The organism is Agarivorans sp. QJM3NY_33 (assembly GCF_050870865.2).
GTDB lineage: Bacteria > Pseudomonadota > Gammaproteobacteria > Enterobacterales > Celerinatantimonadaceae > Agarivorans.
This window is the reverse complement of the sequence record NZ_CP194039.2, coordinates 2,366,244-2,380,695: the sequence shown is the minus strand read 5'-3', so window position 1 is coordinate 2,380,695 and position 14,452 is coordinate 2,366,244. Positions and strand designations below refer to the sequence as shown.

Below are 14,452 nucleotides of genomic sequence, written 5' to 3'. Positions count from 1 at the left end.
TTAGCATTAAGCTGGTGGAACTAAAAGGAATTTGGCTTGGAAATTTATCTCACCAGACCTTTGCTGTCGTTCGCTATAACTGAAAGTCAAATACGATAATGTCGTCTAATAAAGGTCTGAGTACTTGCTTAAGCGCAAGGTGCTCGGGATGAGGTAAATAGTTTTGTCGCCCAGCTTCGTCTGCAAAAGTCATCAGTACCGAATGCGTATATCCCTTATTTCGATACTCTGGGCTGTTGTTTACGCCCCATTCAACCGTAAGCACCCCAGTAACTTTTTGCGGCATCGCTTCAAATAAGGTTTGCAAGTGCTTAATCTGCACCGTGTCTGCCGTGGCCTGGAACTTAATCAGCAATATATGCCGTATCATGATGTACTCCTTCAAATGCCTATATCGGAGCGATAAACATTGAAATGATTCAACAATCTATCGCTCCGTTGAGCCATGCCGCTATAACCTAGAGGCTGAAACTAAGTCACTAATAAAAAGAATATTCAAATCAACCACCAGCCTATTTACGTTTAAATTGCTTGTTGGTAAATCGGGTGGCAGCAAACTGGCTGTTTTTGGCACCTTTAAAACCACGATTACCGGCGCGACGACCATCACGACGACCTTCGGCAGGCACCAGATGGTGTAAGCCATTCCCAATTAACTTGGTTAAGCCCATGTTGGTTAAACCTTCCCGAATAATTGGCCAGTTCTTCTCATCATGATAACGCAGTAAAGCCTTATGCAAACGCCGCTGACGCCCTTTTTTCGCTACTGGAACTCGCTCGCTGCTATGGCTGATCTTGTGCAAAGGATTGCGCTCGGTATGATACATCGTGGTAGCATTGGCCAGCGGCGAAGGATAGAAATTTTGCACCTGATCTAAGCGAAACTTGTTTTTCTTCAACCACAATGCAAGGGTGACCATGTCTTCATCTTTGGTTCCCGGATGAGCCGAAATAAAGTACGGGATAAGGTACTGCTTCTTCCCTGCTTCCTGTGAGTACTTATCAAATAACTCTTTAAATTTATAATAAGTTCCCATGCCCGGTTTCATCATCTTTGATAAGGGCCCTTCTTCGGTATGCTCAGGCGCAATTTTCAGATATCCGCCCACATGGTGCAGTGCTAACTCTTTAATATAGCGCGGATCTTCAATAGCAATGTCGTACCGCACACCAGAAGCAATCAGGATTTTTTTGATCCCTTCAACCTTGCGAGCCCGCCGATATAGATCGATGGTCGGTTGGTGGTCGGTGTCCATATGATGGCAAATACTCGGATAAACGCAGGATAAGCGTCGACAAGTTTCTTCGGCCTTGGGGCTCTTGCAATTCAGCCGATACATGTTTGCCGTAGGTCCACCTAAATCAGAAATAACCCCCGTAAAACCAGGAACTTGATCTCTGATCTGTTCGATCTCTTCAATGATTGAATCTTCCGAGCGACTCTGAATAATTCGCCCTTCATGTTCGGTGATCGAACAGAAGGTACAGCCGCCATAACAGCCCCGCATGATGTTGATGGAAAACTTAATCATGTCATAGGCTGGGATCTTCGCTTTGCCATAACTGGGATGTGGAATGCGTTGATAAGGCAGACCAAATACCCCGTCCATATCTTCAGTACTCAAAGGTAAAGCCGGTGGGTTTAACCAGACAATCCGGTCGCCATGACGCTGCGCTAAAGCACGTGCACAACCGGGATTAGTTTCGAGGTGAAAAATACGCGAAGCATGAGCGTATAACACCGGGTTCACTTTCACCTGCTCGTAGGCCGGCAAGTTAATGTAAACTTCTTCCCAAGGCCGTTTCTTTTCCATCTGCACCACAATCGGCTTGGCTTGCTGTGGATCAATCGTTTCTACCGAATCATCTTGAGTAGAACAGCTTTCTTCAATCTCGGCATAAGGGCTAATAATCGGATCGATTTTACCGGGTTTATCCAAATGACTGGAATCTAAACCGCTCCAACCGGGCAGCGCTTGTTTACGAATAATCGCAGTACCACGCACATCGTTGAGCTCGGCGATAGCTTCGCCCTGACTCAAACGATAGGCCACTTCAACCAGGGGACGTTCGGCATTACCGTAAATCAATAGTTCAGCCTTGGCATCAAACAAAACCGAGCGACGCACTTTGTCAGACCAATAATCATAATGGGCAATTCGTCGTAAGCTGGCTTCAATACCACCTAAGATCACCGGCACATCTTTATAGGCTTCTTTACAGCGCTGTGAATACACAATTACCGCCCGATCGGGTCGTTTGCCACCTTCATTGTTTGGCGTGTAGGCATCGTCATGGCGTAATTTACGATCGGCTGTATAACGATTAATCATCGAGTCCATATTGCCGGCCGTCACCCCAAAAAACAGATTGGGTTTACCAAGGCGCATAAAATCATTTTTGTTGGTCCATTCGGGCTGCGCAATAATGCCGACCCGAAACCCCTTGGCTTCCAGCATTCGACCAATCACCGCCATACCAAAACTGGGGTGATCAACATAAGCATCGCCAGTCACGAGTATCACATCGCAACTATCCCAACCTAAAGCTTTCATCTCTTTGCGCGACATCGGCAAAAACGGCGCAGCCTTACGCTGACGATTCACGCAGCTTTCAGGTTTAAATAGGGTTTCAGCGGTGTGCATAGGCTTAAGGTCTCGAAAATGAAGGCCGCATATTATATACGTATTCACCAAGCTAAGGAAACGGATTAACACCAAATTAACAAACTAACTTTTTATCTGCCTGTTGGTTAGCTAGCTTAAACACTAAATAACAGCTAACATTTCTTTGTAATTTAAATAGTTAAGCAAAGCGAGAGGCCTTCGGCCCAAATTCACAATATATACCATTGGTGATAGCGCTTTTGGTTTAGATCAATCGTATGGCCAAACAGATTGCAACGCTTAGTAAAAAACGCTGCTTACCGAGCCTTAGGGAGATAACGACTGCTCGATGAAAAAAGCGCTTACTGGGCGATGTTCGCAGCCAACCCTTGGTCCTCAATTCAATTTATTTGGAAAAGAACAAGCACATGGACGCGACTAAATTTTTAGTAAAGTTAATCATCATGGCATTCGCTGGCCTGGTATTTTTTGGTTGTGCACAGCGTCCCGACCCCGCACTTATCGCCCAATACAAACAAGCGAGCTACGCACTAATTGCGCCAGATGAGCTGTCCAATAAACAAAGTATCATGCAACTTCAGAGCTACCAGCCGGGTAAAAATGGCATTGCGATATTACCTGATGGGGTGAGTGCGCTGGCCGCACGAATAGCCCTCATCGAAAAGGCTCAGTTATCGATAGATGCCCAATACTATATGATTAAGGAAGATCTAACGGGGGCAATTTTTCTGGGTCATTTGTTAAAAGCTGCGGAGCGAGGGGTACGGGTGCGCTTGCTCATGGACGACATTAACACCAATAACTACGACGATATGCTCAAAGCCATTACGATGCACCCGAATATCGAAGTGAGAATATTCAATCCCTTCTATAATAGACGCTTTCGCGTGACCAATATGCTGGGAGATTTTCAGCGTTTAAATAGCCGGATGCACAATAAATCATTAACCATCGATGGCTTGATCAGTGTGGTTGGTGGTCGAAATATTGGCGATGAGTATTTTAGCGCGCGGGATGACCTCGACTTTGCCGACATCGACGCCATGGCTTTTGGGCCGGTGGTTCAGCAGGTGAGCCAAGCCTTCGACTTGTACTGGAATGATCGACGTAGCTACCCGATGGAAGCCCTCAACCTTAAATCGGTCGACCAAGATGCCCAATTACGACGTTTAGAACAACAATTATTCAGCCAAAGCCTTAAGCCGCTGCTACAGGCGCATACTCGCTATCAACAGCTAATTAGCAACCATTCTTTACGCGATGTACTGTATTGGTGTGACGCTGAATTATTCGTCGACCATCCCGATAAAAACCCCGATTTTGCGCAAGATGTTGCTAGCAATCTGGCACAAGTATTGGGTCGGGCTAAACAAACTATCCTGCTTAGTTCGCCATATTTTGTACCCGGAGTAGCAGGTAGCCAAGGTTTGTCCGCTATAGCCAAAAGCGGCGTAGATGTGAGTGTGATTACCAATTCTTTAGCCGCAACCGATGTCGCAGCGGTGCATGCCGGATATAAAAACTACCGCCAGCAACTGCTGGAAGCAAACGTGTTTATTTATGAAATAAAACCCGATGCAAAGCAACGTCAACGGCTTGCTTTTTTCGGTAAGGGGGCCTCTCGAGCCAGCTTACATAGCAAGTTGTTTGTTATCGATCAGGAAAAATTATTTATCGGCTCCTTTAATTGGGATCCTCGCTCCATCAATTTAAACACCGAAATGGGCTTGTTACTAAGCTGCCCTAATTTGGCGGACAAGGTCACCCAACAAATACGTGATAATCTGGATTATAAAAGTTATCAAGTTCAGCTCGATAGTAATCATCGGCTACGCTGGCGCGAAAAATTACGCAATCAAACCGAGATTATTTACAGCCAAGAACCGAAAGCCACCCTATGGCGGAAATTTCAAGCCTGGTTGGTGGGTTTGTTGCCACTGGAAGATCAACTGTAATCGCTCGCAAACGAGCCATATTGGATAATTATTTGCGGGGTGAATAGTGATGTTACGACGATAAATACTGTCGCTCGCGAGGCACGCCTCGCAACAAGCTGGTTATTCTGGAGCCACCAGCTTGCGCGACACTTTAAGCCGCTTCGTCTTAGTGGTGGTGACCACAACCGCCAGCCGCATGAACGTGCCCATGGGCCAGTTCTTCTTCGGTGGCCTTACGCGTTTCAACCACTTCGATACTAAACGCTAAATCAATACCAGATAAAGGATGGTTACCATCAACAATGACTTCATCATCTTCGATACCAATAATAATCACCGATTGCTCACCTTCATCGGTCGTAGCTCGGAACTGCATGCCAACTTCCACTTCAACTTCGCCGAACATTGATTTAGGCACGGCTTGCACAAGGTTATCATTACGCTCACCATAACCGTCTGCGGCAGCGATCTCTGCGTCAAACTTATCGCCAACTTTTTTACCAAGTAGCGCGTTTTCTAGACCTGGTACGAGTTGACCTTGACCAACAATCACTGCCAGTGGTTCTTTACCTTCAGAGGTGTCTAATTGCTCACCGTTTGCATGTACCGTGTATTCGATTATGGCAACATCGTCTTTTGCGATAGTCATCAATGATTCCTCAATTTATGGGTTGTGGCGATGCCACGAAACCGCCAATTCTAAAGCTTTGGCTTACAAAATGCCACGCTAACGGCTTAATCCGTACTTCCAGTTGCGATAATCAAGCTATAAACCCTTGTAGTACTGCTTAATTTGAGTCGGGCTTATATGGCTGTGTAATGTTTGCTCTGCGTTTGGCTCTGCATTTAATAAACTGACAAACTCGGCGATTAAAGCTTGCTTAGTAAGGTGCGCCGCTATCCTTGTCTGATTTTTCACATCTCTAAGATCAACTAAGACGTCGCTAAATATGCCAGGCAATTTTGTTAAGATCTCACTGTTTAAGAAATGTTGCTGACTATACAAACTATTATGCTCACCAGCCTTTTTACTAATCACATATTCAGCGTCTTTCAAATTAATAATCGAGCTTGTTTTTACGCACTTACGTAAACACTTATGATCAACTTGAGTTTTCTTACAACCAACCACTTGCTGAAATAAACACTGACGGCTGGTCAACATCTTGATTGGATGGTAAATGCTGTAAAAGCAACGAAAGCCTTGCGGTGCTTTTAATTGGCGCATTTGTCCGGCATTAAGTTCGTTACTCACAAATGCGCCAACGCAGCCCCCCTGCTGTTGAAGGGCCTGCATCGCCCATGAATTTGCTGTGTTCAACTGTGGCCCGGCAATCCAGTTGAGCCCTAATTGTTGTGCCAAAGCGCCGATCCCACTATTGTTGGTCACCAACAGTTTCGGTTGAACCACCCTTAAAAACTCCCCCGCAGCTTGGTAATGCTCACCGATTAAGATTGCAGGAAACCAGGCCTTAAGCCTTGGTTTAGCTTGGAATAATGCAATGCTGTCATCAAGAGAATCAGCGAAGGCATTTGGTAAGTGCCAATATAAATCTACCTCTTCTATTTCAGCCAACTCAAGATCACTATGATCATCAACTAAAACCGCGAGTCGAGGCACAGTTATTGGTTTGTCGGCGCTTGCCACAACGGAACAATTCAATGCAGATGGATCAAGCGCTTTTACCTTTGGCGGCTGCCGAAGTACCTGTTGATCAAACTGTTGCTTGAGCGCAAATAACGATTTGACCGAAATAGCCAACCCAGGGGAAACTTCGCTCACATCAAGCGCTGCTAGGCAATAGCCCCGATTGTTGATAGTAAATAAATCTTGCAGTCGTTGGGTCGACAAACCCTGTGAGTTAGCTGTCAGCAAATTTTCTTCGCTGCAGAGAATAAATTGTTGCGAGCCGCTGTGAGCGATTAATTTCAGTGGTTGAGCAAGCTTAGCGATCAGCTTAATTTTTACCGGGATTTGGCTGATGCTTAAGCGGTCAATCACCTGCTGCATGTTTGCAATGAGCGCGCTATTATCATCATATAGCGACTGTTTTAACACTTGCCGTGCCGACTCGCTCAGTGCAGATTGTTGCTGAGAAAAATGTTGTAGTGCATGATTCCGAGAGTTATCAATATACATCTGTTGGCTAAGCTTGCCCTTTAAATAACCGTTACTAAAATCACGATTAAACACCTTATACAAAGGCGTGCTGTCGCTTAACAACGGCTGACTCTGATAGTAGCGGTCTAACTGCTGGCGCCATTGTCCAACGACTGTGTATACGTAATGCGCTTGTTTCATGCGCCCTTCCACTTTTAAGGAATAAACACCAGCATCGGCCAAAGCCTGAAGATCATGAAAAGCAGAATTATCTTTTAGGTTTAACGGAAAGTCTTTGCCCATTTGGGTAGTTTGGTATTGATCGCGACAAGGCTGACTACAGCGGCCGCGATTTCCAGAACAACCGTTACGTACCGAACTGATGTAACATAGTCCGGAAAAGCCAATGCAATAGGAACCATGTACAAATACTTCCATCAGTACATTGTGTTGATGTCCGTAGTCTGCCAATAATTTAATTTCTTCAATATTGAGTTCTCGAGCAAGATTTACACGACTCACCCCAAGTTTGTTCAACAAACTAATTTGCCCAATGTTATGGGTATTTAGTTGGGTTGAAGCATGCGCGTCCAGGCTGGGAAAATGTTGCTTAACCATATGCAACAAGCCCAAGTCTTGCGCGATAATGCCGTCAATCGCGATGTTCACCAAACGATTGAGTAAGCGAGTCATCGTAGGCAGTTCGCTCTCTAATAAAATAATATTTAGTGCGACAAAAATTTTACAATTTTGCTGATGTGCCAAAATGCACAGATCATCAAGCTGATCCAGTGAGATGTTGCTTGCTCGACTCCGAGCATTGAACTTCTCCAAGCCTAAATAAACCGCATCGGCCCCAGCTGCGATAGCAGCCTTTACCGAGCCAAGATCTCCTCCAGGAGCCAACAATTCAAACTGAGATTTCATAAGCACAAACTTTACACGACTCGTCAGGATCAAAGCCGTGCATTCTACCGATTGCTCAGCGCAAAGGGATAACTAAGCGCCACAAGTTTAATTTGAATCAAATAAAATTTTAATTAATAAAAACATGATTAATACTGAACCTAGTCCCAAGCACTCCCCACTTCCTGCAAAAATAATCGCTTAAAATAAGCCAGCCTTGAGCATGATTAATCCAAAACCAATTTGCAAATGATAATCATTATCATCTATAGTGGTGTGGTTATTTACCTAAAAGGAAACAGTCATGGCACTTCGGTTTTGGCTCACGAGTTCAATTTTGTTGTTTGCAATTGGTGTTCCTTACACCGCACACGCTAAGTTCAAAGTTGTCACCACTTTCACCATTATTCAAGACATTGCTCAGAACGTCGCCGGAACAAATGCAGATGTGCTATCGATAACCAAAGCGGGCGCAGAAATTCACGATTATCAACCAACACCCAAAGACATAGTTAAAGCACAAGCGGCCGATCTTATTTTGTGGAATGGCTTAAACCTTGAGCGTTGGTTTAAACAGTTTTTTAGTAACATGCCTACAAAGCCGTCAGTGGTGGTTACAGAGGGGATCGAACCGATCTCTATTTATGCAGGTCCCTATCAAGGAAAGCCCAATCCACACGCATGGATGTCGACCCAAAATGCATTGATATACATCGAAAATATCCGCAAAGCCTTGGTGAAATATGATCCCCAAAATGCTGCCAGTTATAACCGTAACGCTAAGAATTACGCCCTACAGATCAGCCAGCTAGAACAAACAATCAAACAGAGTTTTACAACTCTTCCGGTAAGCCAAAAATGGTTAGCCACCAGCGAAGGCGCGTTTAGCTACCTAGCAAGAGATTTAGCGTTCAATGAAACCTATTTATGGCCAATCAATGCCGATAGACAGGGAACTCCCAAACAAGTAAAACGATTAATCGAAACCATTAGGCAACACCACATCCCGGTGATATTTAGCGAAAGTACTATTTCGGACCGAGCAGCCAAGCAAGTGGCCCGCGAAACCGGGATCCACTACGGCGGAGTACTTTATGTGGATTCACTGTCTGAAAAAGGCGGCCCGGTTGCAAATTATATCGATTTATTACGCGTGACCACCAGCACCATTAAACGGGGGTTTGATTTATGAGTAAAGCTGTCAGCATTCAGGCCCAAGAGGTCAGCGTGATTTACAATAATGGGTTTACCGCAATCCAAGATGTGAGCTTTGATTTATCTGGGGGAACCATATGCGCTTTAGTTGGGGTCAATGGTGGCGGTAAGTCCACGCTATTTAAAAGCATAATGGGCTTGGTAAAATTAACCAGCGGCAAAATACTTTTATCCGGTATGTCCACCCAACAAGCCTTAAAAAGTAACTTAGTCTCCTATGTGCCACAATCCGAAGACATTGATTGGGATTTTCCAATTTTGGTTAAAGATGTGGTGATGCAAGGGCGCTATGGGTATATGGGCTGGTTAAAACGACCCACAAAAAAAGACCATGCAATTGTCGACCAAGCGATGCAGCGAATGGGCATTGCTGAATTAGCCACCCGACAGATCGGCGAGTTGTCAGGCGGCCAAAAGAAACGCGTGTTTTTAGCTCGGGCATTGAGCCAGCAAAGCCGCATCATGCTGCTTGATGAACCATTTACCGGCGTCGATTTCAATACCGAAAATGCAATTATGGATTTACTTAAGTCTCTAAAAAAGCAAGGCTATTTGATTCTCGTATCGACCCATAACTTAGGTAACGTGGCCGACTATTGTAATGATGTGATATTGATCAATCGCAGTGTGGTCGCAACGGGTACGGTAGAAACTACCTTTACCCAACAAAACCTTGCTGCAACCTTCGGTGGCGTGCTCAAACAGATGGGTATTTCTGGTTCAGACCTGCATAAGGACGACGACCAACGTACCGTAACGATTATTTCTGACCATGAAAAACCAGCGGTATTTTATGGGAGTAAAACCGAACACAGCCAACTGTTAACAGAAACCAGCAGGCAAGATTATGATTGAGTATTTGTTGGAACCTTTCAGTTATCAATATATGAATAATGCACTACTCGCAGGTGCATTAGTGGGCTCAGTCTGCGCATTTTTATCCACTTACTTGGTGCTGAAGGGCTGGTCGCTAATTGGTGATGCCCTATCCCACTCTGTCGTGCCAGGTGTTGCGGTGGCTTACACTCTTCACCTGCCGCTTGCTGTGGGCGCATTTTTTGCTGGTTTCTTAGCCGCTGGCAGTATGGCGATCATTAAACAGCTTTCCCATCTAAAAGAAGACGCCATTATTGGTTTAGTGTTCACCAGTTTCTTCGCCTTAGGCTTGTTAATTATTTCGCTAAATCCAACCTCAATTAATATTCAAGCGGTGATCTTTGGCAACATCTTAATGATTACCCAGAGCGAGCTACTGCAAATACTCATTATTTCCGTCTCAACCTTTGTCATTATCGGCTTGTTTTGGAAACCCTTATTATTAGTTTTTTTTGATGAAAACCAAGCGGCCACCACCGGTATCTCTGCCCGTGGATTCAAACTGCTATTTTTTGTTCTGTTAAGTGCTTGCACCGTTGCCTCTTTACAGGCTGTTGGCGCGCTACTGGTGATCGCCATGGTGATCATCCCTGGCGCCTCCGCCTATCTCTTGAGCGATAGATTTGGAGTAATGCTGATTATTTCTACGCTGTTTGGTCTGGTCACCAGTTTAGTTGGAGTGTACCTCAGTTATTTTTGGGATACCTCCACTGGCGGCTTAATCGTGTTGAGTCAAGTGAGCATTTTTGCCACAGCGTTATTGTTCGCCCCCAAGTACGGACTGCTCAATAGCCATCACCGACAAGCTCGGTCGCTAAACAAATTACGGTCAGGAATTAAACATGCTTAATATGCTGATAGAGCCACTGCAATATCAATTCATGCAGCACGCCTTATTCACCGGGCTGGTCGTCAGCCTGGTTTGTGCTTTGCTTTCTTGTTTCTTAGTTCTGAAGGGCTGGGCGTTAATGGGAGATGCAATATCTCACGCAGTACTCCCCGGCGTAGTGATAGCCTATTGCTTAAGCATTCCACTTTTAATCGGCGCATTCATCTCTGGCTTTAGTTGCGCCCTATTAACTGGTTATATAAAACAACGCAGTCGAATCAAAGAAGATACTGTGATGGGGGTTGTCTTCTCCAGTATGTTTGCCCTTGGCTTAGTCCTATTTACCCAAGTAGAAACAGACCAACACCTAATGCATGTATTATTTGGCAATATCTTAGGCATATCAAAAAACCTGATGCTACAAACCATCACCATTTGTTCAGTGGTATTGCTGTGTACGCTCTGGTTCCGTAAAGATTTAAAATTATATTGTTTTGACAAAAGTCATGCTCGGGTGGTCGGCTTAAATACTAACTTTCTTTATTACTTATTGTTGGTTCTTATGGCGATGACCACGGTGGCAGCCATTCAAGTGGTTGGCATTGTATTGGTGGTTGCGATGTTGGTTGGACCCGGGGTGATTGCATTAATTCTTAGCAAACGCTTTGAACAAATGCTAATCATCGCTTGTCTGGTTGCGAGCTGTTCGACTTTTATGGGAGTCTTAATTAGCTACCATATTGATGGTTCAACTAGCGCCTGTATCGTCTTGTTTCAAGCGCTCGTGTTCATCTGTGCTTTTAGCTACAAGAGCCTGTATAACAAAGGCAAGCGACGCGCGGCGAAACTAGCCTCGCAGCCAAAAACCGTACTTTCATCGACTCAGCCCTAAACACGCCCATGGTGTCAGCGCTTTGCTGGCACCGACTTATTCATCAAACTGGCGATTGCGACTATGCTGCAACACCTGATACATATAGAGAACAATGGCTAAGTTAAGCAGTAGCACCACCACACTTAAAAGGTTCTGTTGGGTCAACAGCTCATAGATTTCAAAGGGAAGGTAAATCGCACCACTTAGTAAAGCGAACCATTCGGTCCACACAAAGCCATGCCATAAACCATAGGCTTCGATAAATCGAACCATGGTATAAACCAGCGAGCCAATTAAAACCAGATACAAGTTTTGTTCAGTCACTAAACTTGCGTCATGTAATAAAATACTCGCGAAGTGACTTGCAGGGTTAAAATGCAAATGTTCTAACAGCCTTAATAAAACCTGCTGTAAATTTTCACCCGCCAGTTGAAATAGTCCTAAAGCCACAATGAACGACAAGCCCCCCTTGCAGGCTTCTAACATTGCCACGGCTCGTAAGCCTTTCTTTATTTTTAGCATAACGACTCTTTCATGGCAGGGGCTGATGAATTTGCCTTCTTAGCAGCATACGACAGAAGACGAATTGAGCACAGCGCCAGCTGCGGGCTTCAACTTCGCGGTGATATTCACGCAGCAGCTTAGCACTCAAAGTAAATACCTCGCAACTACCTTTGAACAAACACCACCGAAGGTCTGCGTTGCTCAACGCGGCACCTTAAAATGCTTCACCAGTATTCATCGTGGCACGGCACTCTGCAAACGCCTAAACCTCACTGTCAAATTTCAATGATTGACATTAACTATTAGTATTTCCTCAAGCTTATCCCCTAAGAACGACTATATTGATCAATTAAGCTCTGTCGCTTATGTCTTACTATATAAAGCATAAAATAATCGGATTAAAGAGCGCGTGCTAAATGTAAGCCAATCGCGCGCTCACTTTTGGAGTCAATGGATATGTTTTTTAGAAAAAGGATTTTCGCTAAACAAGAGCAAACCGAGGTGTCGGTGAGCATCACCCGCGCCATAAACAGTCAGCAACTCAAACTCGCAGAATTGAAAGATTTTGAGTTAGAGGGAGGCACTGCATTGGTACTCGCTTTTGTATCACCCCACTGCAATTTTGCAGAAGTGAACCGACAGCTGAAAACAGCGCTGCCTTTTGCCGATCATATTATTGCGGTGATGACAGCCGGTGAGTTAGGCGGCGGACGTACAAAACTGTATCACGAGACCCCGCAAACTTGGGATGGGATGGTATTGCATGCATTCTCACGTAAAATATTAAGCGATGTATCGATCCACCGTATTACACTCAAGGCCACAAGTGCGCATGCCACCGATGATAGTGCCGAACGTCGAATTAAGCATATCCTCGGCGAACTGAAAGCGATTCAGTTACCCTTTCAAGTGGAAAGTCGAGACACCCTTGCTCTCACCTATTTTGATGGCTTAGCTGGCAGCGAAGACTTTTTCACCCAAGCCCTTTATCGCAGCCAACGTTTCCCCTGTTACTTCATTGGTGGCAGCGCTGGCGGAAAACTGGACTTCAAACAAGCCGAAGTCGGTTTAGATGGCCAGGTACTCAGCGAGCAAGCAATTGTTGGTTTTTGTAAAGTTGCCCCCGCTTATCGTTACGGCATCATGAAGAGTCACAACTTTGAAGCCACGGGTCATGGCTTCGACGTGGCCGAATTCGACCCATTTACTCGCGTATTACATTCGGTGTTAGACGACAAGATGCAACTCCGCAGCCCGGTCGATTGCCTCAGTGAGCATTTTCATTGCAGCGCAGAGCAAGTCGAGCAGCAACTCAATAAACACTCCTTTGGTATTCAGATCAACAAGGAATTATTTATTCGCTCGGTTGCGGCAATCAACGCGGATGGTAGCATTCGTTTCTTTAGTGATTTTAGTTTTGGCGACCGTTTATTATTGGTCAAAGCAAAAGACTTTAACCAATCGACTCAGCGTGACTATCAGCAATTTATGCGGGGTAAACCTAACAAGCCGCTGGCGATGATCGCCAACGACTGTATTTTACGACGGCTCAACAATGGCTCCAGTCTAAATCAAGCCAATAGTTTTGATGGGATCTGCCTATCGGGATTTTCCACTTTTGGTGAGTTTTTAGGCTTACACCAAAATCAAACCATTACCGCCGTTGCTTTCTTCAAAGTAGATGACCATAGCCAGTTTAGTGACGAATATGCCGACAACTACCCCTTTTATTTAGCGTCTTTTAACAATTATTACTTACGCTCGAAATTGGTGAGTACCCAGAAGATAAATACTTTGCAAGCCGATGTAATTCAGCACATGAGTAAAATTCACCCCTTGTTACAATCGGCAACCGCACAACTGCAGCAGGGCTCGAGCCAAACTGCAGACTCCGCCCAACAGCTGCGAACTTTAGGCGAACAATTTGCTACGTTTATTCATAAAATCGATCAGCAACAGAGCCAACGCCAAGAATTGATGGAAGGTGTAAGCACCCTTAAAAATAACGCCGATAAAATCGTTAACATTATTCAATCAATCAGCGGCATTGCCGATCAAACTAACCTACTGGCACTAAATGCAGCCATCGAAGCGGCACGTGCCGGAGAAGCAGGCCGCGGATTTGCGGTAGTGGCCGATGAAGTACGTCAATTATCCAAACGTACCCAAACCAGCGTTCATGAAACTGGCGAGACGATTAAAGAAGTAACCCAGTCGATTAACCATATCACCCATGGGATAGACAGTATCGACACCGTTTTAAGTGATATAGAGCTTGGTTCTCAATCTTTTAGCAACGAACTGACAACGCTTTCAGATAACTCGCAAAACGCGGCCTTAAGCGCCGAACGAGATATCCAGCAGGCGCAAGATGCTCAGCAAAGCATTACTTTAATCGAAGAGGAAAGTCAGCTGATCGATCAACTCAGCCAAATCGCCATCCGGCAGAGAAAGTAAGTAATACCGATCTGATTCATTATATAATCAACTTATTGCACAAAATAAATCTGCTAATAACCCGGCATGAAGAGCAGTAATGAGTGGCTCTAATGGCAAGATACATAACTTAGTTAGTGGTGGTTT

Annotated in this window: 11 protein-coding genes; 6 read left to right on the top strand and 5 right to left on the bottom strand. The window is 44.9% G+C overall.

The features are described 5' to 3' along the window. Positions 1-73 precede the first annotated feature (73 nt). Together ACRRSY_RS10675 and ACRRSY_RS10670 are read right to left on the bottom strand one after the other, a co-directional pair. The gene (locus tag ACRRSY_RS10675; protein ID WP_432453015.1) at positions 74-370 is read right to left on the bottom strand and encodes a Dabb family protein; all 297 of its coding nucleotides are present in this window, start codon (positions 368-370) and stop codon (positions 74-76) included. 142 nt (positions 371-512) lie between these two features. Further along, positions 513-2,645, bottom strand: a complete 2,133-nt coding sequence (locus ACRRSY_RS10670) for a YgiQ family radical SAM protein (RefSeq protein WP_432453014.1) — start codon at positions 2,643-2,645, stop codon at positions 513-515. Between the two features lie 389 nt (positions 2,646-3,034). Here ACRRSY_RS10670 and ACRRSY_RS10665 point away from each other — a divergent pair, with 389 nt between their 5' ends. Beyond that, positions 3,035-4,582: a phospholipase D family protein gene (locus ACRRSY_RS10665; RefSeq protein ID WP_432463152.1), complete on the top strand. Its 1,548-nt coding sequence runs from the start codon at positions 3,035-3,037 to the stop codon at positions 4,580-4,582. 148 nt (positions 4,583-4,730) lie between these two features. Here the strand turns inward: ACRRSY_RS10665 and ACRRSY_RS10660 are convergent, their stop codons facing one another. Together ACRRSY_RS10660 and ACRRSY_RS10655 are read right to left on the bottom strand one after the other, a co-directional pair. After that, positions 4,731-5,213, bottom strand: a complete 483-nt coding sequence (locus ACRRSY_RS10660) for an FKBP-type peptidyl-prolyl cis-trans isomerase (RefSeq protein WP_432453012.1) — start codon at positions 5,211-5,213, stop codon at positions 4,731-4,733. 117 nt (positions 5,214-5,330) lie between these two features. Beyond that, positions 5,331-7,592 (bottom strand): peptidase U32 family protein, encoded by a 2,262-nt coding sequence (locus ACRRSY_RS10655; RefSeq protein ID WP_432463151.1) that lies wholly within the window; start codon positions 7,590-7,592, stop codon positions 5,331-5,333. A 283-nt stretch (positions 7,593-7,875) separates the two neighbouring features. On the opposite strand from ACRRSY_RS10655, the gene ACRRSY_RS10650 reads away from it, so the two are divergent. Genes ACRRSY_RS10650 through ACRRSY_RS10635 form a run of 4 tightly spaced genes read left to right on the top strand, consistent with a single transcriptional unit; the run spans position 7,876 to position 11,383 of the window. Continuing rightward, positions 7,876-8,763, top strand: a complete 888-nt coding sequence (locus ACRRSY_RS10650) for a metal ABC transporter substrate-binding protein (protein ID WP_432463150.1) — start codon at positions 7,876-7,878, stop codon at positions 8,761-8,763. Next, a complete protein-coding gene (locus ACRRSY_RS10645) occupies positions 8,760-9,641 on the top strand; it encodes a metal ABC transporter ATP-binding protein (RefSeq protein ID WP_432453009.1) in 882 nt (293 codons plus the stop codon). Before ACRRSY_RS10650 ends, ACRRSY_RS10645 begins: the two co-directional genes overlap by 4 nt. Continuing rightward, positions 9,634-10,512, top strand: coding sequence for a metal ABC transporter permease (locus tag ACRRSY_RS10640; protein WP_432463148.1), 879 nt, complete (start codon positions 9,634-9,636; stop codon positions 10,510-10,512). The genes ACRRSY_RS10645 and ACRRSY_RS10640 overlap by 8 nt, the downstream gene beginning before the upstream one ends. Then, complete coding sequence (locus ACRRSY_RS10635) at positions 10,505-11,383, top strand: metal ABC transporter permease (RefSeq protein ID WP_432463147.1); 879 nt, start codon at positions 10,505-10,507, stop codon at positions 11,381-11,383. The genes ACRRSY_RS10640 and ACRRSY_RS10635 overlap by 8 nt, the downstream gene beginning before the upstream one ends. A gap of 36 nt (positions 11,384-11,419) precedes the next feature. On the opposite strand, the gene ACRRSY_RS10630 is transcribed toward ACRRSY_RS10635, so the two are convergent. Further along, positions 11,420-11,887, bottom strand: coding sequence for a DUF2127 domain-containing protein (locus ACRRSY_RS10630; protein ID WP_432453006.1), 468 nt, complete (start codon positions 11,885-11,887; stop codon positions 11,420-11,422). Between the two features lie 438 nt (positions 11,888-12,325). On the opposite strand from ACRRSY_RS10630, the gene ACRRSY_RS10625 reads away from it, so the two are divergent. After that, a complete protein-coding gene (locus ACRRSY_RS10625; protein ID WP_432463146.1) occupies positions 12,326-14,326 on the top strand; it encodes a methyl-accepting chemotaxis protein in 2,001 nt (666 codons plus the stop codon). The last annotated feature ends 126 nt before the right edge of the window (positions 14,327-14,452 follow it).